The organism is Mesorhizobium sp. RSR380A (assembly GCF_054719385.1).
In genome coordinates this window covers 679,820-701,637 of the sequence record NZ_JBTTIB010000001.1, presented here as the reverse complement: position 1 = coordinate 701,637, position 21,818 = coordinate 679,820, and the positions used below count along the sequence as shown (strand labels likewise).

At 63.9% G+C, this 21,818-nt stretch carries 22 protein-coding genes and 1 riboswitch; of the genes, 13 read left to right on the top strand and 9 right to left on the bottom strand.

Features of this window, described 5'->3' with window-relative positions:
• The first annotated feature begins 4 nt into the window (after window positions 1-4).
• Entirely contained in the window at window positions 5-763 is a 759-nt protein-coding gene (locus ACYG9Z_RS03460) for a cobalt-precorrin-6A reductase (protein WP_032903654.1), read from the top strand.
• Here ACYG9Z_RS03460 and ACYG9Z_RS03455 read toward each other — a convergent pair.
• The 9 genes from ACYG9Z_RS03455 to ACYG9Z_RS03415 form a co-directional block, all read right to left on the bottom strand.
• Window positions 727-1,491 (bottom strand): precorrin-3B C(17)-methyltransferase, encoded by a 765-nt coding sequence (locus ACYG9Z_RS03455; protein WP_023700382.1) that lies wholly within the window; start codon window positions 1,489-1,491, stop codon window positions 727-729. The genes ACYG9Z_RS03460 and ACYG9Z_RS03455 overlap by 37 nt on opposite strands.
• Window positions 1,488-2,261 (bottom strand): precorrin-2 C(20)-methyltransferase, encoded by a 774-nt coding sequence (locus ACYG9Z_RS03450; RefSeq protein ID WP_031199068.1) that lies wholly within the window; start codon window positions 2,259-2,261, stop codon window positions 1,488-1,490. The genes ACYG9Z_RS03455 and ACYG9Z_RS03450 overlap by 4 nt, the downstream gene beginning before the upstream one ends.
• On the bottom strand, window positions 2,258-2,890 hold the full coding sequence (locus ACYG9Z_RS03445; protein ID WP_023739148.1) for a precorrin-8X methylmutase: 633 nt from the start codon (window positions 2,888-2,890) through the stop codon (window positions 2,258-2,260). The genes ACYG9Z_RS03450 and ACYG9Z_RS03445 overlap by 4 nt, the downstream gene beginning before the upstream one ends.
• A 2-nt stretch (window positions 2,891-2,892) precedes the next feature.
• Window positions 2,893-4,356: a precorrin-3B synthase gene (gene cobG / locus ACYG9Z_RS03440; protein ID WP_023739147.1), complete on the bottom strand. Its 1,464-nt coding sequence runs from the start codon at window positions 4,354-4,356 to the stop codon at window positions 2,893-2,895.
• Entirely contained in the window at window positions 4,353-8,033 is a 3,681-nt protein-coding gene (gene cobN / locus ACYG9Z_RS03435) for a cobaltochelatase subunit CobN (protein ID WP_352673996.1), read from the bottom strand. The genes cobG and cobN overlap by 4 nt, the downstream gene beginning before the upstream one ends.
• Before the next feature lie 18 nt (window positions 8,034-8,051).
• Window positions 8,052-9,104 carry a cobalamin biosynthesis protein CobW gene (gene cobW, locus ACYG9Z_RS03430; RefSeq protein ID WP_023698338.1) on the bottom strand — a complete coding sequence of 351 codons (1,053 nt, stop codon included), beginning with the start codon at window positions 9,102-9,104 and terminating at the stop codon, window positions 8,052-8,054.
• 2 nt (window positions 9,105-9,106) lie between these two features.
• Window positions 9,107-9,532, bottom strand: a complete 426-nt coding sequence (locus tag ACYG9Z_RS03425; protein ID WP_023685191.1) for a DUF1636 family protein — start codon at window positions 9,530-9,532, stop codon at window positions 9,107-9,109.
• A 38-nt stretch (window positions 9,533-9,570) separates the two neighbouring features.
• A riboswitch (cobalamin riboswitch) is annotated at window positions 9,571-9,777 on the bottom strand.
• A 58-nt stretch (window positions 9,778-9,835) separates the two neighbouring features.
• Complete coding sequence (locus tag ACYG9Z_RS03420; protein WP_023751643.1) at window positions 9,836-10,528, bottom strand: DUF6348 family protein; 693 nt, start codon at window positions 10,526-10,528, stop codon at window positions 9,836-9,838.
• A 29-nt stretch (window positions 10,529-10,557) separates the two neighbouring features.
• Window positions 10,558-11,781 carry a winged helix-turn-helix domain-containing protein gene (locus tag ACYG9Z_RS03415; protein ID WP_286438805.1) on the bottom strand — a complete coding sequence of 408 codons (1,224 nt, stop codon included), beginning with the start codon at window positions 11,779-11,781 and terminating at the stop codon, window positions 10,558-10,560.
• Between the two features lie 327 nt (window positions 11,782-12,108).
• Between ACYG9Z_RS03415 and ACYG9Z_RS03410 the strand changes: the two genes are divergently transcribed.
• The 12 genes from ACYG9Z_RS03410 (at window position 12,109) to nuoG (ending at window position 21,817) form a co-directional block, all read left to right on the top strand.
• A complete protein-coding gene (locus ACYG9Z_RS03410) occupies window positions 12,109-12,474 on the top strand; it encodes an NADH-quinone oxidoreductase subunit A (RefSeq protein ID WP_023670825.1) in 366 nt (121 codons plus the stop codon).
• Window positions 12,465-13,046: a NuoB/complex I 20 kDa subunit family protein gene (locus ACYG9Z_RS03405; RefSeq protein WP_023670824.1), complete on the top strand. Its 582-nt coding sequence runs from the start codon at window positions 12,465-12,467 to the stop codon at window positions 13,044-13,046. Before ACYG9Z_RS03410 ends, ACYG9Z_RS03405 begins: the two co-directional genes overlap by 10 nt.
• A 4-nt stretch (window positions 13,047-13,050) precedes the next feature.
• On the top strand, window positions 13,051-13,653 hold the full coding sequence (locus ACYG9Z_RS03400) for an NADH-quinone oxidoreductase subunit C (RefSeq protein WP_023685194.1): 603 nt from the start codon (window positions 13,051-13,053) through the stop codon (window positions 13,651-13,653).
• Between the two features lie 33 nt (window positions 13,654-13,686).
• Window positions 13,687-14,064, top strand: a complete 378-nt coding sequence (locus ACYG9Z_RS03395) for a four helix bundle protein (RefSeq protein WP_031196361.1) — start codon at window positions 13,687-13,689, stop codon at window positions 14,062-14,064.
• A gap of 66 nt (window positions 14,065-14,130) precedes the next feature.
• Complete coding sequence (locus ACYG9Z_RS03390; protein ID WP_023685196.1) at window positions 14,131-15,321, top strand: NADH-quinone oxidoreductase subunit D; 1,191 nt, start codon at window positions 14,131-14,133, stop codon at window positions 15,319-15,321.
• On the top strand, window positions 15,321-15,833 hold the full coding sequence (locus ACYG9Z_RS03385) for a DUF7674 family protein (RefSeq protein WP_023700376.1): 513 nt from the start codon (window positions 15,321-15,323) through the stop codon (window positions 15,831-15,833). The genes ACYG9Z_RS03390 and ACYG9Z_RS03385 overlap by 1 nt, the downstream gene beginning before the upstream one ends.
• On the top strand, window positions 15,834-17,165 hold the full coding sequence (locus ACYG9Z_RS03380; protein WP_023670821.1) for an NADH-quinone oxidoreductase subunit E: 1,332 nt from the start codon (window positions 15,834-15,836) through the stop codon (window positions 17,163-17,165).
• A complete protein-coding gene (locus tag ACYG9Z_RS03375) occupies window positions 17,165-17,368 on the top strand; it encodes a hypothetical protein (protein ID WP_023670820.1) in 204 nt (67 codons plus the stop codon). The genes ACYG9Z_RS03380 and ACYG9Z_RS03375 overlap by 1 nt, the downstream gene beginning before the upstream one ends.
• Window positions 17,369-17,371: 3 nt before the next feature.
• Window positions 17,372-18,676 carry an NADH-quinone oxidoreductase subunit NuoF gene (gene nuoF, locus ACYG9Z_RS03370; protein ID WP_023670819.1) on the top strand — a complete coding sequence of 435 codons (1,305 nt, stop codon included), beginning with the start codon at window positions 17,372-17,374 and terminating at the stop codon, window positions 18,674-18,676.
• Window positions 18,677-18,750: 74 nt separating this feature from the next.
• Window positions 18,751-19,443, top strand: coding sequence for an NADH-ubiquinone dehydrogenase subunit (locus ACYG9Z_RS03365; RefSeq protein ID WP_023685199.1), 693 nt, complete (start codon window positions 18,751-18,753; stop codon window positions 19,441-19,443).
• Between the two features lie 11 nt (window positions 19,444-19,454).
• Entirely contained in the window at window positions 19,455-19,736 is a 282-nt protein-coding gene (locus ACYG9Z_RS03360) for a pentapeptide repeat-containing protein (protein WP_023685200.1), read from the top strand.
• Complete coding sequence (gene nuoG, locus ACYG9Z_RS03355) at window positions 19,736-21,817, top strand: NADH-quinone oxidoreductase subunit NuoG (protein WP_023735919.1); 2,082 nt, start codon at window positions 19,736-19,738, stop codon at window positions 21,815-21,817. The genes ACYG9Z_RS03360 and nuoG overlap by 1 nt, the downstream gene beginning before the upstream one ends.
• The last annotated feature ends 1 nt before the right edge of the window (window position 21,818 follow it).

The window sequence follows — 21,818 nt, the reverse complement described above, 5'->3', positions numbered from 1 at the left end:
GCTCATGAAGAAGATTCTGATCCTTGGCGGCACGACAGAAGCGCGCCAATTGGCCGAAAAACTGGTGGAAGATTTCCGTGTCACCCTGTCGCTGGCCGGCCGCACCGAAAGCCCGGTCGCGCAAGGCGTGCCGGTGCGCAGCGGCGGATTTGGCGGCGCCGACGGGCTGGCCGCCTATCTCAGGGAGGCGGGCATCGACCTGCTGATCGACGCCACACATCCCTATGCGGCGCAGATATCCGCCAATGCGGCGCAAGCCTCGCGCCTGACCGGTGTGCCGATCCTGGCGCTGCGCCGTCCCGGCTGGAAGCCTGTCGACGGCGACCGCTGGACGCAGGTCGATACGACAGGCGATGCGGTGCACGCGCTTGGATCGACGCCGCGCCGCGCCTTCCTGGCGCTCGGCCGGCAAGAGGTCGCGGCTTTCGAGGCGGCGCCGCAGCATCACTACCTCATCCGCAGCGTCGATCCGGTCGAGCCGAAACTGGCGGTGCCGGATGCGACCTACCTTCTGGCGCGCGGGCCGTTTCGCGAGGCGGATGAACGCGCACTGCTCGAGGAGCACCGCATCGATGGTGTCGTGTCCAAGAACAGCGGCGGTGAGGCGACCTACGGCAAGATCGCGGCGGCGCGGGCGCTCGGTATCGAGGTGGTGATGGTGCGCAGGCCCATCCTGCCGGAGGTGCCGTCGGCCGAAACTGTCGAAGCATTGGCCGCGATGATCGATCATGGTCTCGACCCCGTCGCGGAGCGCGGCGTGTAGACCAGCGCCGGTTTGTCGCCGCGCTTGATGATCCGTGTTTCCGGCGAACCGATGATGATGCAGGTCGCCATGTCGGCTTTTTGCGCGTCGACATCGGCCAGCAAAAAGACCTCGATGCGCTCGTCCGGGCGGCCGGCGGCGCGGCCGAAGATGACCGGCGTGGTGCCGGGCAGGATGGCGGCCAGGCATTCGAAGGCACGGCCGAGCTGCCAAGGGCGCGCCTTGCTGATCGGGTTATAGAGCGCGATGACGAAGCCGGCGCCGGCCGCCGCCAGGAGGCGCAGTTCGATCAAGTCCCACGGCTTCAGATTGTCGGACAGCGAGATGGCGCAGAAATCATGGCCGAGCGGCGCGCCGATGCGGGCGGCAACCGCCAGCATGGCGGTGACGCCGGGCACGACAGTGACATCGACGGTGCGCCATTCGGCCGGACCGGCCTCGATCGCCTCGCAGACGGCGGCCGCCATGGCGAACACGCCGGGATCGCCGCCGGAGACGACGGCGACGTCATGGCCGTCCGCCGCCTTTACCAGCGCGTCCTTGGAGCGGGCGAGTTCCTCGCGATTATCCGAGGCGACGCGGGTTTGATCCGGGCGAAGATCAAGCCGGTCGAGATACGGCTTGTAGCCATAGAAGAACTTTGCCTCGGCGACGGCGCGGCTGGCTTGCGGCGTCACCTGGTCGGCATTGCCGGGCCCAAGGCCGATGACGGTGAGCCGGCCGCTCACGGCGTGCCTCCCATAACGCCAGGCCGGCCGGACCAGCCGGCGACCAGCACGATGGCGAAATAGGGGGCCTTGTCGTCCGGCTTGTCGGCGAGCTTCAACGAAACGCTGCCGGCCATGGTGCCGCGCTCGACATAGACGGCGCGGGTCAGTTTGCCGGTGGCTTCCAGCGCCCGCCTGATCTTGGGCAGGTTGCGGCCGACCTTCATGATGACGGCGGCATCCGTGTCGGCGAGACGGCGTGTCAGCTCGAACTCGCTCATCGTGCCGGGCAAAACCGTCAGGACATCGTCGCCCTGGACGATCGGCACGCCGGTCTGCGACCAGCAGCCCGACATGGCGGTGACGCCGGGGATGACTTCGGTCGGGAAGCGATGGGCGAGGCGGACATGCAGGTGCATGTAGGAGCCGTAGAACAGCGGGTCGCCTTCGGAGAGCACGGCGACCATGCGGCCGGCTTCGAGGTGTTCGGCGACCTTCTCGGCCGACTCCTCGTAGAAATCGGTGATCTGCGAACGGTAGTCGTCGTGATCCTTGTCGATCTCGGTGGTGACGGGATAGAGAAGCGGCAGTTCCAGCATATCCGGCCGGAAACGCGCCTCGACGATGGCGCGCGCGTTGCTATTGTTGCCGCGCTTGGCGAAATAGGCAACGACATCGGCCTCGGCCAGGACGCGCGCGGCTTTCAGCGTCAAGAGTTCGGGATCGCCGGGACCGGTGCCGACGCCGACGAGGCGGCCTTTTGCCAGATCTTCTTTGACAGCTGCGTTCACAGGCCGGGCCTCGCCAGCGAATTGAGCGCGGCTGCAGTCATGGCGCTGCCGCCAAGCCTGCCGCGCACGATGGCGTAGGGCACGCCATAGGAATTCTGCACCAGCGCATCCTTGGATTCGGCGGCCCCGACGAAGCCGACCGGCATGCCGATGATCGCCGCCGGCTTCGGCGCGCCGTCGCGCAATTTTTCCAGGAGATAGAACAGTGCCGTCGGCGCATTGCCTATGGCGACCACCGAACCGGCCATACGCTCGCCCCACAGATCGATTGCCGCGGCCGAGCGGGTGTTGCCGATCTGCTTGGCGATGTCGTGCGTGCGCGGGTCGCGCAAGGTGCAGATCACCTCGTTGCCGGCCGGCAACCGGGCGCGGGTGACGCCATGCGAGACCATTTCGGCGTCGCAGAAGATCGGTGCGCCGGCCGTCAAGGCGCTGCGGGCGGCGGCAACGAAATCGCTGGAGAAAACAAAATGACTTGATGCTTCGACCTGGCCGCAGGCATGGATCATGCGGATGGCAATGTCGGCCTCGGCCTCGGAAAAGCGGGACAAATCGGCCTCGGCGCGGATGATGGCAAAAGAGCGCTCATAGATGGCGTTGCCGTCATGGATGTAATCGTAGGCGGCCATGCTTATTCCTGTCGGTAGCTTTCGGCGATTGCCGCCGGTCCGAGCCTTGTCAGGCAGGCGGCGGCGGTTTCACCTGGATATTGAGCGCTGCGGACCATCGCTGCGACGCGACCGATGCCGCGCGCGGCGTCATAGCCCGGCCTGTAGCCCGCAGGAAGGGCCTTTGCCGTCGCGTTCACGACAAGTCCGGCTCCGTTTTCGCCGCCGACGATTGTTAGCGCGGCAGAGCCGGGGTGAGCGCAGCCCTTGGCGCAGCCGGAAATGTGCAGTGTGAAGTCGAGGATATCAGCGTTTTCGGCGGCGATTGTCTCGGCGATGTCGCGCGTGGCGATGCGGCCGGAGGCACACGCAGGGGTGCCGGGGCAGGCGGCGATGCGGGTGCGCGGGTCGGCGGCGGTGGTGACGAAGCCGAGCGCGGTGGCGGTGGCCTGCAGGAGGTGGTTTGCGGACGATGGTTGGCCGAGGAAAAGCAAGGCGCGGCCGGGGGCGAGGCGGATTTCGGCGACGCCGAGGGACAGGGCGCTTTGGGCGAGGGCGATGAGTTTTTCGGCCGGCATGCTGCCATAGGGGAGGGCTATGCCGAGAGCGGTGGTGTCGTTGGATAAGGGGAAAAGACCGATAGGCCGGCGATCCTGCACACCCCCCTCCGTCCTGCCGGACATCTCCCCCTCAAGGGGGGAGATTGCGTCTTCGTGGGCGATTTCGCCAATTTTCAGCGTCGAAAGTGGAGAGCCGCCGGCGACCCTGCTGATCTCCCCCCTTGTGGGGGAGATGTCCGGCAGGACAGAGGGGGGCGCGAGGGAATGCCAGCTTGCGAGAGAGGCCAATTGCCTCTCCGACAAATCCCGAGAATGTGCGTCACGCCCCTTCTCGGCAACCATCCTCAGCGCAGCAACCGCAATATCGCGCGCTGCATCCTCATCGGCCGTCGCAAGCGGCCTCGCGCTTTGACCGTCAACAGCGACAGATACAGTCCACAGAACGCTAGCGCCGTCCCGCACCGCCTTCAGCCTGACATCGGCCGTCACCCCATCCATCGTCAACTGCCCGTCGCCATCGACAACCACCGAAACCTTCGGCCCGAGCCTTGGCGTCAGCCCAGCTTCCTCGACCGCAGCCCTGACCCGCTCAGCCAAAGATCGCGGATCGGCAATCTCCCGCGGATCGATGCCGGCCAGCGGCCCGGTCTCGACCGGCACGCCGGTACGCACTGCAATCCCCAGTGCATCGACCTCCGCCGCCAACAGCACCGCACTTTCCGCCGTCAGGCCGCGTATCTGCAGGCTGCCTCGTGCGGTCACTTCCATGATGCCGTTGCCGCGCTTCAAGGCGGATTCGCAGAGTCCGATCAGCGACTTGGGGGAAAGCCCTCCAGCAACCGGGTTGAGCCGCACCAGCAGGCCATCGCCGGTCTGCATCGGCGCCGAGAGAGCCGGACAGGCGCCGCGGCGCGAGAAGGCGTTCATGCCGCGACCCCGAGCGCCTCGGCCTCGGCGATCAACGCCGCGAGATCGTCGTCGATCGCGTTGCGCAAGGGATGCCAGAGACCACGCCGGCGCGCCGACAGGAAGCGTTCGGCGATGACTTTGGCTGCGGCCGGGTTTTCGCGCAGGATGAAGGCGCGGACATCGGGATCACCGACATAGGCATCATGCACGGCCTCGATCAGCGCGCCTGAAATGGCGTGCGTGGTTTCAGCGAAGCCGATGAGGCGGTCGACCGTTTCGGCGAATTCGGAGGCGCCGCGCGGGCCGTGCCGCATCTGGCCGGCGATGAAACGCGCATTGACGGCTCGCGCCCGCACAACCCGCGACACAGCCTCGCCGACCGAGCGCGGCTTCGGCTTGTGCGGGTCGGTGGTGTCGAGCACGATGACGTCGGCATTTCGGCCGAGCGTCGCAAGTGCAGCCGAAAAGCCGCCGATGAAGGCGACGTCGGCGGAGCCCTCGAGAATGTCGCGGCCGGGATCGTCGCCGGTGTGGACGAGCAGATCGGCCTCGGCGATGCGGGTCTCGAAAGCGCCGGGGGAGGCAATGCCTTCGCCCTCGGCGCCGCCATAGGCATGCGATGTCGCATCGAGATAGGCGCGGCCGATTTCTTCGCGCCCGACCCAGTCGCCGCTGGACAGCAGGTCCTCGACGCCGGCGCCGTAGGTGCCGGGCGAGGTGCCGAAGATGCGCGGGCCGATCTTGCCATCGGCGCGGGTTCTGGCGGCGAGCGGGTTTTCCGAATCGTCCTCGTCGCGCGCGGCTACGGCGTTGGCGGCGGCGTCGATCAGCGCGATCTGGGTCGGGAACATGTCGCGGAACAGACCCGAAATCCGCCAGGTGACATCGACGCGCGGGCGACCGAGCGTGGCCGGCGGCAGCACTTCGATGCCGGTGATGCGGCCGGTGGCACTGTCCCATTGCGGCCGGCAGCCCATCAGCGCCAGGCCTTGCGCGATCTCCTCGCCGCCAGTGCGCAGCGAGGCCGAGCCCCAGAGGTCGATGACCAGCGAGCGCGGCCAGTCGCCATGCGACTGCATATAGCCGCGCACGACTTCTTCTGCCGCCGCCTTTCCCAGATCGTAGGCGGTCGGCGTCGGCATGGTGCGCGGGTCGGAGGTGAACAGGTTGCGGCCGGTGGGCAGCACGTCGGAGCGGCCACGCGCCGGTGCGCCCGCCGGACCCGCCTTGATGTGACGGCCGTCGAGCGCGGCAAGAAGTGCTGCTTTCTCGGCCTCCGCGCTTTGCACGCGCATGGCGTCGGGCTCGTCGTCGGGAGCGCGGCCATAGATGTGCAGGCCGTCCTTGATGGCGAAATCCTTGAGGTCGCAGAGCCAGGCGTCGATGCGGCGCAGCGCCTCGTCGGGCGCATCGGTTCCGGCGACGCCGGCTTCGGAGGCGAAGCCGGTCTTTTGCGCCGTGTCGACGATCAGCTTGGCCAGACGATCGCGGCGGCGGCGGTCGAGGCCGTCGGCCTGGGCGTATTCGTCGACGAGGCGTTCGAGCTTGTGCTGCCCTTCGTCGAGGCCGGCACCGGTCAACGGCGGCGGCAGATGGCCAAGCGTGACGGCGGCGATACGCCGCTTCGCCTGCGCCGCTTCGCCGGGATTGGAGACGATGAAGGGGTAAATGACGGGCAACGAGCCGGTGACGATCTCGGGGAAGCAGTTTTGTGAGAGCGCTACCGTCTTGCCGGGCAGCCATTCCAGCGTGCCATGAGCGCCGACATGGATGAGAGCATGGATGCGGAGCGATTTGCGCAGCCACAGGCCGAAGGCGATGAGGTTGTGGCGGGGAGGGAGCGTCGGGTCGTGGTAATCGGCGCGGCGGTCGGCCGAGCGGCCACGGTCGGGGGCGAGAGCGACAGTGATGTTGCCGAAGGTGGCGGCGCGGAAGGGGAAGCCGCTCTTACCCTCCCCCTTGTGGGGAGGGTGGCCCGCAGCGCCGGGTGGGGGTGGTGCACCGCTACCCCCACCCCGTTTCGCGCTATCCGCTTCGCGAATGTCGCGAACCGACCCTCCCCACAAGGGGGAGGGTGAAGGAGCGCCCCATGCCGCCTCGACTGCAGCCAGTGCCTCAGCCGGCAAATCCTTTGAGAAGTCCAGATACTCATCCAGCCCCAGCCCACCATCGCTCCGCCCCAACGCATCCAGCAGCGCACGCGGCGTTTCTGGAATCCCGTCAACGCGATAGCCCTGCTCCTTCAGGTCATGCAGCATGGCCAGCACGCTGGACGGCACATCCAGGCCCACTGCATAGCCAGTGCGGCCGGGCGCGCTCGGATAGTCCGGAATGAGGATCGCCAACTTACGCGTCGCGCGGGGCGTCTGCTGCAACCGTGTGAACGCCGCTAGCCTGTCCGCCACTTGCGCCACGCGATCCGGTTCCGGGCGGTTGGCGAAAGCGCGGTGGCCGAGCGCCGGGTCGGTCTCGCTCTCGCCCTTGAAGGAAATCGCGCCGGCAAGGATACGGCCGTCGAGTTCGGGCAGCACGACATGCATGGCGAGGTCGGCGGGCGCCAGGCCGCGCTGGTTGTTGTCCCAGACGTCGCGGCGGGTGGTGGCGACGATGACCTGGAAGACCGGCACGCCGGCGCGGTCGAACAGGGTTTGGACGCCGGGTTCGGCGCCGGAGGCGAAGGCGGTTGCGGTGATGATGGCGGCGGGGTTGAGCGAGGCCAGTGCGGTTTCGACGAAGGCCAGGGAGGTCGGGTCTTTGAGGCTGGAGACGAAGATCGGGACCGGTCTCATGCCGCGCTGGCGGAGTGCATCAAAGAGGGCATCGATTGGCGCGACATCGGCGGCCAGCAGCATCGAGCGGTAGAAGAGGATGGGGATGATGGGAGAGTTGATGTTGTCTGCGCCGAGTTCCCGCCCACCCCCCTCTGTCCTGCCGGACATCTCCCCCGCAAGGGGGGAGATTGTGCTCTCATCGACGCTTTCGCCAATCGGGGATGTTGCAGAGGAATCTATTATCGGCTGGGCAGAAAAAGTGCCGAGGTCCGCGCCGGCTGATCTCCCCCCTTGCGGGGGAGATGTCCGGCAGGACAGAGGGGGGTGTGAAGGAACGCCGACATCGGCAAAATCCAACTTGCCTACGACGCCGCGGCCAGGCTCGTAGTAACCAGCTTTCGGCACGCTGACCGGCTCAGCCGCCGCCGCATCCTGCCCAGCCAACCCCGCCAGCCGCTGCATCAGTGCTGCCATATTCTCCGGTCCGCCCTCGCGGAAATAACCAAGCAGGACGTCCAGATCCTCGCGCGGCAGCGTCGAGGCTTCGATCAGCCTGAGATCCTCGTCGTGGCTCTCGCCCGGCAGCAGCGCCAGCTTGATGCCGTTCGCACGGGCAGTCGCGGCAAGCTGGTCGCAGCCATAGCGCCACCAGTCGTAGCCGCCGAGGATGCGCACCAAAATCACCTTGGCGTGGCGGGCGACGCTGTCGATCCAGAGGTCCACGGACATGGGATGGCGCAGGTCGCGCAGCGCCGCCAGCCGCATCGACGGCAGGCGGGCGGCATCGGCCTTCCACGCCGCCGCGAGGCCGGCGAGGTCGCTGTCGGTGAAGGACAGCGCCACGATATCCGCCGGCGTCTGCCCGAGATCGACGGGCTCGGCGAGATCGTCGAGCGAGGCGGATGTGGTGGTGAGTATATGCATTTCGGCTCGTGGTTTGGATCAGCCGGCGAGTATACGCTCGATCGCCGGGCGGTTCAGTCCTTTCAGGCCAATGACGACAAGACGCGAGCGGCGGTCGTCCTCAGCCGCCCAGGCGCGGTCATAGTAATGATTGACGCGCGGGCCGACGGCCTGCAGCAAAAGCCGCATCGGCTTGCCGCCGACATCGACGAAGCCTTTTACACGCAACACGTTTTCCTGTTCGGCGGCGGTGGCGACGCGCTTGGCCAGGTCGTCGGGATTGGCGATCGAGGGGATGTCGACGATGAAGGTGTCGAAATCGTCATGCTCATGATCGAAAGCGCCGTCGTGATGCGACTTGCGGTTCTCGATGTCGTCTTCGACGGCGAGACCGAGGCCAAGCAGCACCGACGGGTCGACCTTGCCATGCGCAGTCGGCACGATTTTTACCGCGCGGGCGGAATGTTCATTGATGATGGCGTTGGCGCGGGCCGAACCGGGGGCGTCCATCAGATCGCTCTTCGACAGGATGATCAAATCGGCGCAGGCGATCTGGTCCTCGAACACTTCTTCGACAGGATCGTCATGGTCGAGCGTCTCGTCCTGAGCGCGCTGTGCCTGCAAAGCGTCCATGTCGTTGGCGACGCGGCCTTCGGCCAGCGCCGGGCCGTCTACCACGGCGATGACACCGTCGACGGTTACCCGGCTCTTCACGCTCGGCCACTGGAACGCCTGGACCAGCGGCTTGGGCAGAGCCAGGCCCGAGGTCTCGATCAGGATGTGGTCAACCTTCGGTGTCAGCGCGAGGATCTTGTCGAGGGCGGGCACGAAATCGTCGGCGACTGTACAGCAGATGCAGCCATTGGCCAGTTCGACGATGTTTTCCTCGGGGCAGGTGTCGATGCCGCAGCCTTTCAGGATTTCCCCGTCGATGCCGATGTCGCCGAACTCGTTGACGATGATGGCGATGCGCTTGCCGCCGGCATTTTCCAGGAGATGGCGGACCAGCGTCGTCTTGCCGGCGCCGAGGAAGCCTGTAACGACAGTGCAGGGAACACGGGAGAGGTTGGCGGCCGGGTTTGAAGCGTTCATCGTCAGTCCTTCAGCATGTCGAGGGGTGGGATGCGGGCAACGAGGCCGCGCTTGAGGCTATCGGGCCGGCCGCGCCACGGGATGAGGCCGTCGGCCGAAGTCGCGAAGAGCTTTGCGCCGGTAACGAGGTCGGCGCCGCTGGTTGCGGTCAGATCGCCGAAGACATAGCTCCAGCAGCCATCGCGCAGGATCGCGGCGCTGAGGCGGCGCTTGCAATTGCCGAGACATTCGGCGGTGCGGACCCGGATATCGCCGGCAGCGGCGCGGCCTGTGTCCTCAGCCAGCAATTCGCCGGCGCGCGGATGGGCGTCGGAACCGGTCTCATCGCGGCAGGAGGCGCAGACGATGACGGTCACGCCGGTCAGGGCGTCGTTGTCGCCGGACGCAATGTCCGTTGTGCCAGCCGAAAAACTGCTGTTCTGGTCCAAAAACCGTGCTCCTTGCCCGGAAACCCGCCAGGCGATCGGATACTTTGTCTCAGACGGCAGGTCTCCTGGCTCGCGAGTCATTGCCTTGGTTAGCCGCCTTCCCGGTGTTACCCAGTGGCTTTCGGCCTTGGCTCTTCGCTTACAGTTGCGGGGACAGCCGCGGATTTGGGATTTTTTCGTCCCGCACCGCATTCCCTCTTGGCCCTTGCCGTTGCGGGCAGGGGACCGTCTGGAGCGGATTTAGGCTTTTGCAGGCAGCGGTGTCAACGCACGGCTACGACATGGCGATGTCGGCAGGGGCTGTCATGTCCCGGCTTCCGGCAGTGCCAGGATGACCTGTCGGATAGCTTGATAGCCATCGCTATAGTCCCAGTCATGACCGACAGCCAGATTCTGTCCCTCATGCCAAACCGCGTTGTCCAGAAGGACTTCGGCACTAATCAGCGTGCCCTTCAAGCCTGCCAGAAAGGTCCGGACAAAATGGCTTCCGGGGGGTACCGAAGCTGTGAACAGCTTTTCCAGCTTGGCATAGAATGCTGGATAGCCTGGTGTCAGCGAGCATAGCTCGGTTGTGGCCTGGGAAATGACCGGGCCGCTATAGATTTTCCAGCGGGCATCTTTTCGCCAGATCTTCCAACTGGCGCTGCTTCGCTGCCAAAGCTCTATTTCGGCCTGCATGTTCTCGCAGACGTGATCGGCCAGTCCCTCAATGGCCACATGGAAAACACCACGGAGAAACTTTTCAAACGCCTGGTTCAGTTCCTGTTCGCGCGTGTCGCCGAAGTCAGCAAAGGATTCAATGACCGGCTGAACATCAAGCAGCGGAGAAAAAATGTAGATTTCCAGGACCAGCCGGTCAGAACTCGTCTCGAACACCTCAGCCTCAAACCGAAGCTGCTTCGATTGGAGCATGACGTCCCTATCTCTGCGGACTGCATCTATTCCATGCGCAATGAGGGCGCCATGGATCATGTCGAGCACTTTGTCCGATGCCATTGCACAACCTACGAGGCTTATTGAGGCGTCTATGACAGACGCTGCAAGGGTTGGCCATCTCTCTCGCTAGCCAATGCCGGCCCCAGATTGCCGGCCGGCGTCACTTCGATGCGCTCAAGGCCAAGCCAGCCCTGCATCTCCTTTAGTTCCTCGAAAAGCTGTGCGGTGGTCTCAGGCGGTGCGCCTGCTTCGGCATAGGCGGCGTGGACGCGTAAGACACTCGCAGGCCGGTCGGCCTTGAGGTCGACGCGGGCGACGATCTTGTCGCCGAGCAAGAAAGGCAGCACGTAATAGCCATATTGCCGCTTGTCGGCCGGGGTGTAGATCTCGATGCGGTAGCGGAAATCGAAGAGACGCTCGGTGCGCGCGCGCTCGAAGACCACCGGATCGAAGGGGGCCAGCAAGGCGCGGGCCTCGATCTTTCGCGGCAGGCGGGCGTCCCTATAGAGGTAAGCCGGCTTGTCCCAACCTTCGACGTTTACCGGCAGCAACTCGCCCATCTCGACCAGTTCCTCCAACCGGCCCTTCATGTCGGCCGGCGACAAGCGGAAATAATCGCGCAGGTCACCCGACGTCGCGATGCCGTGGGCGCGGGCAGAAATGCGCAGCAATTCGCGGTGCGCGTCCTCGGCGGCCGGCACCGGCAGATCGAGGATCGCCTGCGGCAGCACGCGCTCGGGCAGGTCATAGAAGCGTTCGAAGCCACGGCGGTGCGCCGTGGTGATGCGTCCGGCCCAGAAGAGCCATTCGAAGGCGTGCTTGGCGTGGCTCCAGCCCCACCAGCCGCCCGAACCTTTCTGGCCTTCCAGTGCCGAAGCGGCAATCGGGCCGCGCTCGGCGACCGCGCGGTAGATCTCTTCGATATAGGCGGCGTGCTCGCGGCCCCATTTGGCGAGGCCGAGATACATTTCGTCGCCTTGCTCGGCCCGCTGCATGCGCCAGCGCATCAGCGGGTAGGTCTCGACCGGCAGGAACGAGGCCTCATGCGCCCAGTATTCGAACACCGTGCGTTTGCGGGTGATGGCCGCATTGTCGAGCAAAGCCAGCGGGTAGGGGCCAAGCCGCGAATAGAGCGGCATATAGTGGGCGCGCACCACCGCGCTGACGGAATCGATCTGCAGCAAGCCGGTGCGCGACAGCACGCGGGCGAGGTGGCGGCGATCGGGCGTGCCGACCGGGCGGGGATCGAGAAATCCTTGCGCGGCGAGCGCGATGCGCCTGGCCGCGGGGAGTGAGATTTTGTCCTTCGTCAAAGTGTCTTGCCTCGAACCATTTTCCCGACTTTAGCCGGCGATTCCGGTCATGCTAGCAGGCAAATGGCGGGAGATGTGTCAGGAGACAAAAGTGGAGTGAAAGATGAAGGAAATCAAACAGGAGGAGATCGGACCAGTTTTTCCCGGCCTGCCGTCCAGCACTGTCTTTTGAACAAGGTTTGACTTGCTTCGCTGAAAGCCGTGCGCTAACCCTCGCCGCGTTGCAGCAAAGGCACCTAAAACGGTTCAGCGGTTAAACTGTCGCGCTTCCGCATTAGGGTTGGTTGCTGTAATCAAAGTGGATTGGCCGCCAACGGAAAGCCGAGCATGAACGTACTCCTCAGTTCATACCTGCCCATCGTCCTCTTCATCGCCGTGGCCGCAGTTGTAGGCCTGGCGCTTATCATCGCGCCGTTCCTGGTGGCTTATCGCAATCCCGATCCGGAGAAGCTTTCCGCCTACGAGTGCGGGTTCAACTCGTTCGACGATGCCCGGATGAAATTCGACATCCGCTTCTACCTGGTGTCGATCCTGTTCATCATCTTCGATCTGGAAGTGGCCTTCCTGTTTCCGTGGGCGGTGTCGTTCTCGAAGATCGGCATGCTCGGTTTCTGGTCGATGATGGTGTTTTTGGCGGTGCTGACCATCGGCTTTGCCTATGAGTGGAAAAAAGGAGCGCTGGAATGGGATTGAACGACAGTTCCGGAACGCTCGTCGCGCCGAAGCCCAAAGGCCTGATCGACCCCAATACCGGACGTCCGGTCGGTTCCGACGATCCGTTCTTCCTCGAGATCAACAATGAACTGGCCGACAAGGGTTTTCTGGTCACCTCGACCGAGGCGCTGATCACCTGGGCACGCAGCGGCTCGCTGATGTTCATGACCTTCGGTCTCGCCTGCTGTGCCGTCGAGATGATCCACACCTCGATGCCGCGCTATGATTCGGAGCGGTTTGGCGTGGCTCCTCGCGCGTCGCCGCGCCAGTCGGACATAATGATCGTGGCGGGAACGCTGACCAACAAGATGGCCCCCGCTTTGCGCAAGGTCTACGACCAGATGCCGGAGCCGCGCTACGTCATCTCGATGGGCTCCTGCGCCAATGGCGGCGGCTATTATCACTATTCCTATTCGGTGGTGCGCGGCTGCGACCGCATCGTGCCGGTCGACATCTATGTGCCCGGCTGCCCGCCGAGCGCCGAAGCGCTGCTCTACGGCATTCTTCTCCTGCAGAAGAAGATCCGCCGCACCGGCACGATCGAACGGTAGACCCATGGCCGCATCCCTGAGCGAACTGTCGACCTATCTCGGCGAAAAGCTGCCGGGCCGCGTCACCGATGCGGTGCTTGCCTATGGCGAACTGACGATCTCGGTTGCTACAGACAATCTGATCGAGGTGACAAGCTTCCTGCGTGACAATTCGGGCTGCCAGTTCATTTCGATCATCGATATCTGCGGCGCCGACTACCCGTCGCGCGTCAAGCGTTTCGATGTCGTCTATCATTTGCTTTCGCCGAAGCAGAATTTGCGCATCCGCATCAAGGTGCAGGCCGACGAAGAGACGCTGGTGCCGTCGCTCACCGCTGTCTATCCCGGCGCCGACTGGTATGAGCGCGAGGCCTACGATCTCTATGGCGTGCTGTTCTCCGGCCATCCGGACCTGCGCCGCATCCTCACGGACTACGGTTTCGAGGGCCATCCCCTGCGCAAGGACTTCCCGCTGACCGGTTTCGTCGAGGTGCGCTACGACGACGAAGCCAAGCGCGTGATCTACGAGCCGGTGGAATTGAAGCAGGAATTCAGGAACTTCGATTTTCTCTCGCCATGGGAAGGGACGGACTACGTCCTGCCGGGCGATGAGAAGGCGAAACAGTGAGTAGGAAGTAGTGAGTAGTCAGTAGCAAAAGATTTGGAGCAACGGATCGAATCTTATCGCGACTTGAAGGTGTGGCAATCGGCGATGACGCTTGCTGAGGATTGCTACCGTTTCACCAAAGAGTTTCCGAGGGATGAGATTTACGGCATGACCTCTCAGATGCGCCGATCGGCGGTTTCGGTCGCAGCGAACGTCGCGGAGGGATACGGTCGGGAGAACAGAGGGTCGTTCGTTCAATTTTTGCGCATGGCGCAAGGCTCGTTGAAGGAACTGGAGACACACATACTGCTGGCATGTCGGGTTGGCCTGCTGCGAAAAGACAATGAGATTGAGCTGCCGCTGCGATGCGAAGAGATTGGAAAAATGATGAGATCTCTTATCCGAACGGTGCAGGCCAAGCAGGCGGAATGAAGCAGGCATTGAGATTGATGATCACTACTCACTACTCACTACTGACTCTTCGCCAGAGGCGCCAGAATGGCTGAAACCTCCGTCCGCAACTTTAACATCAACTTCGGACCGCAGCACCCTGCGGCGCACGGTGTTTTGCGTCTTGTGCTGGAGCTTGACGGCGAGGTGGTCGACCGCGTCGATCCGCATATCGGCTTGCTGCATCGCGGCACCGAAAAGCTGATCGAGCACAAAACCTATCTGCAGGCAGTGCCCTATCTCGACCGGCTCGACTATTGCGCACCGATGAACCAGGAGCATGCCTTCGCGCTCGCCACCGAGCGGTTGCTCGGCATCGAAGTGCCGAAGCGCGGCCAGTTGATCCGCGTGCTCTATTCCGAGCTCAGCCGCATCATGTCGCACATCCTCAATGTGACGACGCAGGCGCTGGATATCGGCGCGCTGACGCCGCCGCTGTGGGGTTTCGTCGAACGCGAAAAGCTGATGGTGTTTTATGAGCGCGCTTCCGGTTCGCGCATGCATGCGGCCTATTTCCGTCCCGGCGGCGTGCACCAGGATCTGCCGGCGAAGCTGGTCGAGGACATCGGCAAGTGGATCGACCCGTTCCTGAAGTCGCTTGACGACCTCGACAGGCTGCTTACCGGCAACCGCATCTTCAAGCAACGCAATGTCGATATCGGTATCGTGTCGCTTGCCGACGCCTGGGCCTGGGGCTTTTCCGGCGTCATGGTGCGCGGCTCGGGTGCGGCCTGGGATTTGCGCAAGTCGCAGCCTTATGAATGCTATTCCGAGATGGATTTCGACATCCCGATCGGCAAGAACGGCGACTGCTACGACCGTTATCTCGTGCGCATGGAAGAGATGCGCCAGTCGGCGAAAATCATGCGCCAGTGCGTCGACCTTCTGCTCGGCAAGGAGAGCACCGGGCCGGTGTCGAACCTCGACGGCAAGGTGGTGCCGCCGAAGCGCCAGGCGATGAAGCGCTCGATGGAAGCGCTGATCCATCATTTCAAGCTCTACACCGAGGGCTATCGCGTGCCGGCCGGCGAGGTCTATGCTGCCGTCGAGGCGCCGAAGGGCGAGTTCGGTGTCTATCTCGTCTCCGACGGCACCAACAAGCCCTATCGCTGCAAGCTGCGCGCGCCCGGCTTCGCGCATCTGCAAGCCATGGATTTCCTCTGCCGCGGCCACATGCTGGCCGACGTCACTGCCGTCCTGGGTTCCCTCGATATCGTCTTCGGGGAGGTTGATCGGTGATGGCGGCAGCCAATCCTACAGTGCGCTCTCAGGTCGGTGTTCGAGGGAATGCCGACGCTGCCCTACCGCGGTGGCGCGAATTGGCAAAAGCCATGCTGCCGGTCGAGTTCGCAGAGGCTTCTTACAACTCGACTCAGCACTGTTCGATCTATGACTTCTTTTTTACCCTGCTACCCAAGACGCGCCTTGCCCACCGCGACAATGACGTCGACAAGCTGGGTAGAATGCACGGGTTCGCCCAATGGGCTGCCGTTCACCCGAACAAACAGATTTGGAATGCGGCTGGTGTCGCTTTTTACGAGCACTTGTTCGACGATGACATCGACGCTGATGCGGTCATGGCATGGATCTCGCCTCAAGTAAGGCAAACTGTTCTGGGGCTGTGGCAATACATGTTGCCCGCAGAGCGATTTGCGAGTGTTGCTCGATCTGCCGAACGCATTCCGTTTTCTCATCAGAAAGAATGTGAAACCGCAATAGCTCTCGTAGCAGAGCAGGGGCCCGATCGCTAAATGTCAGTCCGCCGTCTCGCAGAAGCAAGCGTCCAGCCAGCCTCCTTCGCCTTCAACCGGGCGAATGCGGCGGTTGCGAAGCAATGGATCAAGAAATATCCGAAGGGCCGCGAGCAGTCGGCGATCATTCCCTTGCTGATGATTGCGCAGGAGCAGGAAGGCTGGGTCACCAAGGCGGCGATCGAGACGATTTCGGACATGCTCGGCATGCCGCGCATTCGCGGCCTCGAAGTCGCGACCTTCTACACGCAGTACCAGCTCAATCCGGTCGGCACGCGCGCACATATCCAGGTCTGCGGCACCACGCCCTGCATGCTGCGCGGCTCGGAAGCGCTGATGGATGTGTGCCGCTCGAAAATCCATCACGACCAATTCCACACCAACGACAAGGGCACACTGTCGTGGGAGGAAGTCGAATGCCTCGGCGCCTGCGTCAACGCGCCGATGGTGATGGTCTTCAAGGATACGTTCGAGGATCTCACCCCCGAGCGGCTGGCCGAAATCATCGATCTTTACGATGCGGGCAAGGGCGCCTCGGTTCCCACGGGACCGCAAAACGGCAGAACCGGCTCGGAGCCGGCGCCTGGCCTGACGACGCTGAAGAGCGAAAAGGCGATCCTCAAAGCAACGCGCGACAAGGAAGCCAGGGCGGCGAGCAAGGCTGCCCACGCGGCGCCCGACGCAATCATTGCGGCGCCTGTTCCGGCTCCTGCCGCTCCTGCAGCGGCCGCCCCGGTCGCGCCATCCAACGCCGGCAAACCGAAAACCGATGCGCCGGAAACCAGCTCGGCGTTGAAGTCGCCCTCCAGGGCCAAGGTTGCACCGGCGGCGGAAAAAGCGGCGAGCGTCCCGGCGCCCCTGCATTCGGCCGCCAACGCCAACACCGCGGCGCCTGAAGTCGAGAAGGTCGCCAAGCAGCGTAATGGCCCGAAGACCACCTCCACGCCGGCAGCTGCCTTCATCGCTCCGGAATTCAAGGCGCCAGCGGCCAACGCCCCGGTGGCCCCGACCGTCAAGGCGCCGACAGCCAGACCCGCAAAGCCGTCGCTCGAGGACAAGAACCGTCCGGCCGGAATCGACAGGCCGGCTGCGGTCGACGATCTCAAGCTGATCTCGGGCATTGGCCCGAAGATCGAGGGCATCCTTCATTCGCTTGGCATCTTCACCTTCACACAGGTCGCATCCTGGAATAAGGCCGAGCGCGACTGGGTGGATGGATATCTCGCTTTCCAGGGCCGCATCGAGCGCGACGACTGGGGCAAGCAGGCCAAGGCGCTCGCCAAGGGCGGCGTCGCCGAATACATCCGCGTCTTCGGCAAGGAGCCACGTTGATGGCTGAAGCGCAAAGCACCGGATCTTTGCTGTCGCTGCGCAGCATTGTCATCGGCGTTGTCTGCATCGCTGCTGCCAACATCCTTCTGGAGGGGCTTCGGCGCCTCGTCGAATTGCCGTTTTCGGATACCCTGGAATCGATGGCCGCGACCGGCATAGGCGTGCTGGTGTGGGTCTCGATCGTCTTGCGGGGAAAGAGGTAAGTCATGCTGGCTGACAAAGACCGCATCTTCAACAACATCTACGGGCTCTTCGACAAGTCACTGGCCGGCGCGATGGCGCGCGGCGCCTGGGACAACACGCCCGGCATCATCGCCAAGGGGCGAGAGTGGATCGTCAATGAGATGAAGGCGTCCGGCCTGCGCGGCCGTGGCGGCGCCGGCTTCCCGACCGGGCTGAAATGGTCGTTCATGCCCAAGCAGAGCGATGGAAGGCCGAGTTATCTCGTTGTCAACGCCGACGAGTCCGAGCCCGGCACGTGCAAGGACCGCGATATCCTGCGCAACGATCCGCACACCCTGGTCGAGGGCTCGTTCATCGCCGGCTTCGCCATGGGCGCGGTCGCCGCCTACATCTATGTGCGCGGCGAGTTCATCCGTGAGCGCGAGGCGCTGCAGCGCGCCATCGACGAGGCCTACGAGGCCAGGCTGATCGGCAAGAACAACACGTCCGGATACGATTTCGACATCTACATGCATCACGGCGCCGGCGCCTATATATGTGGCGAGGAAACAGCACTTCTCGAAAGCCTCGAAGGCAAGAAGGGCCAGCCCCGGCTGAAGCCGCCATTCCCAGCCAATGTCGGCTTGTACGGTTGTCCGACTACCGTGAACAATGTCGAGTCAATCGCGGTCGCGCCGACCATTTTGCGCCGTGGCGCCGCCTGGTTCTCGTCCTTCGGCCGCCCCAACAATGTCGGCACCAAGCTGTTTTGCATCTCGGGCCATGTCAACAATCCGTGCACCGTCGAAGAGGCGATGTCGATCCCGTTCCGCGAGCTGATCGAGACGCATTGCGGTGGCATTCGCGGCGGCTGGGACAATCTCCTCGCGGTCATTCCGGGCGGCGCTTCGGTGCCGCTGGTGCCGGCCGAGCAGATCATCGATGCGCCGATGGATTTCGATGCTTTGCGCGACCTGAAATCCGGCCTCGGCACGGCGGCTGTCATCGTCATGGACAAATCGACCGATATCGTGAAGGCGATCGCCAGGCTTTCCTATTTCTACAAGCATGAGAGCTGCGGCCAGTGCACGCCATGCCGCGAAGGCACCGGCTGGATGTGGCGGGTGATGGAGCGGCTGGTGCGCGGCGAGGCGCAGAAGCGCGAGATCGACATGCTGCTCGACGTCACCAAACAGGTGGAGGGTCATACGATCTGCGCGCTGGGCGATGCCGCGGCATGGCCGATCCAGGGCCTGATGCGGCATTTCCGCGGCGAGGTGGAGCGGCGCATCGACGAGTTTTCGCGCAACGCGCACCGGGCCGAACCGGTGATGGTGGCGGCTGAGTAGATTTGAAATACGGGCGCAAGCCCGGGACTGACACAGCGGGGCGGGGCAAGCGAAGAAACGACCAGGAGATGTCTATGGCGCAGTATTCGAACCCTTTGATGCCCAATTTGGACCAGCTTGAAAAGATGAACCAGGATTTGACCAGGATGATGCCGAAGGAGATGGCCAGCGCCGTCAACCTTCTCGCGCATCCTGTCGCTGGTGCCGCCGCGATGTCGGCGCTGGGCTTCGGCCTTGCCAACCATGCATTTGGCGTGTGGCTCGGCGCCTTGTCGGGTGCTGCCGAGGCATCGCAGCGGATTTTCCAGCCGATCATCGACGATTTCGAGCAGCGCACCCAAGAGTTCTCCGAGACCGCGCCGGCCACCAAGGCGCGCGCGGCGACCAGAACCCTGATCGCCGAGGCGCAGAGTTTTGCCCAGGATGTGACCGATATTGCCGCTCGCACCGTCGATGCCGAGCCGGAGAAGACCGATGCCGTCGCCGAAGGCGCGACGATCGGATTGATGCCGGAGGATTTCAGACAGCCCAAGGCCATGGCGCGTCCGGCCAAGCCGTCGGATCTCAAGGCGATCACCGGCGTTGGGCCGAAGCTGGAAAAGGTGCTGAACGGCCTCGGCATCTGGACCTTTGCCCAGATCGCGGCGTGGACGCCGGAAGAGATCGCCTGGGTCGAGGACTACCTGTCGCTCACCGGCCGCATCGGCCGCGACGAGTGGACCCGCCAGGCCGCGGCGCTGACGCTGGCTGCCAAGGCGAAGAAGTAGGGGTGGCAGGCATGGAGATCCACGACAGGAGCGATGTTCTCGATGTGCGCAATGCCATCGTCAGCAACTCCAGATTTGACGATGTGAACTTGTCGAACACGCAGTTTCACAACGTCGACCTGTCGGCGGCCGTGGTGGACGACGCGAACCTCTCGAACGCGTTTTTCAGCAATGTGAATATGAGCAATCTGAAGATAGAAAACGCTGAAGTCGCCGGCATGATGATCAATGGCATCAGGCTGAGCGATCTGTTTCAGGCATATGAGACGGCGCAGACCGCCGGGGGCAATTGATGGCAAAGCTCAAGGTCGACGGGAAAGAGATCACTGTACCCGACCACTACACGCTGCTGCAGGCGGCCGAGGACGCCGGCGCGGAAGTGCCGCGCTTCTGCTTCCATGAGCGGCTGTCGATCGCCGGCAATTGCCGCATGTGCCTGATCGAGGTGAAGGGCGGGCCGCCGAAGCCGCAGGCCTCCTGCGCCATGAATGTGCGCGACCTGCGTCCGGGTCCGAATGGCGAGGCGCCTGAAATCTTCACCAACACGCCGATGGTCAAGAAGGCCCGCGAAGGGGTGATGGAATTCCTTTTGATCAACCATCCGCTGGATTGCCCGATCTGCGACCAGGGCGGCGAATGCGACCTGCAAGACCAGGCGATGGCCTTCGGCGTCGATTCCTCGCGCTATCACGAGAACAAGCGCGCGGTCGAAGACAAGTATATCGGCCCACTGGTCAAGACGGTGATGAACCGCTGCATCCACTGCACGCGCTGCGTTCGCTTCACCACGGAAGTTGCGGGCATTTCCGAGCTTGGCCTGATCGGCCGCGGCGAGGATGCCGAGATCACCACCTATCTCGAAAGCGCCATGACCTCGGAGCTGCAGGGCAATGTCATCGACCTCTGCCCGGTCGGCGCGCTGACGTCGAAGCCGTTCGCCTTCCAGGCGCGGCCGTGGGAGCTGACCAAGACCGAATCCATCGACGTCATGGACGCCGTCGGCTCGGCAATCCGCGTCGACAGCCGTGGCCGCGAGGTGATGCGCATCCTGCCGCGCGTCAATGAAGCGGTGAACGAGGAGTGGATTTCCGACAAGACCCGCTTCATCTGGGACGGATTGCGCACGCAGCGCCTCGACCGCCCCTATGTCCGCAAGGACGGAAAGCTGGCGCCGGCCAGCTGGGCCGAAGCGTTCGTTGCGATCAGGGATGCGGTGTCGAATGCGGCGCCCGAGAAAATCGGCGCGATTGCGGGCGATCTTGCCGCCGTCGAGGAAATCTACGCGCTTAAGCAGCTTATGGCTGCGTTGGGCTCGAAGAACACCGATTGCCGCCAGGACGGCGCCGCACTCGATCCCGCGCTCGGCCGCGCCAGCTACATCTTCAACCCCACCATCGAGGGCATCGAGCAGGCCGACGCGGTGCTGATCATCGGCGGCAATCCGCGCTTCGAGGCCTCGGTGCTCAATGCCCGCATCCGCAAGCGCTGGCGGATCGGCAATCTGCCGGTCGGCGTCATCGGCGAGGTCGGCGACACGCGTTACGACTATGAACAGCTCGGCGCCGGTCCGGAGTCGCTGAAAGACTTGGCCGATGGCAACGGCAAGTTCTTCCAGGTGCTGAAGAAGGCGACGCATCCTCTGATCATCGTCGGCCAGGGCGCACTATCGCGTGCCGACGGCGCGGCGGTGCTCGGCCAGGCGGCGAAACTCGCCACGGCCGTGAACGCTGCCCGCGCCGACTGGAACGGCTTTGCCGTGCTGCACACTGCGGCCGCGCGCGTCGGCGGTCTCGATGTCGGCTTCGTGCCTGGCAAGGGCGGCAAGAACGTTGCCGGCATGCTGGGGGAGAGCGAGGTTCTGTTCCTGCTCGGCGCCGACGAGATCGACATGTCCAAGACCGGCGGCGCCTTCGTTGTCTATGTCGGAACGCATGGCGACGCCGGTGCGCACCGCGCCAATGTCATCCTGCCGGGAGCCGCCTACACCGAAAAGTCCGGCACCTATGTCAACACCGAGGGACGCGTGCAGCAGACCAACCGCGCCGGCTTCGCGCCGGGCGATGCGCGCGAGGACTGGGCGATCCTGAGGGCATTGTCCGATGTGCTGGGCAAGAAACTACCCTTCGATTCGCTGCAGCAGTTGCGCGCCAAACTCTATGGCGAATACCCGCATCTCGCCCGCATCGATCATGTTGTCTCAGGCAACCCCGACGACATCGCCAGGGTGGCGAAGCTCGGCGGGCGGCTGAACAAGGGCACTTTCACCTCGCCGGTCACGGATTTCTATCTGACGAACCCGATCGCGCGGGCCTCCGCCGTCATGGCGGAATGCTCGGCGCTGGCGAAAAACGGCTTCAGGCAGGCGGCAGAGTAGA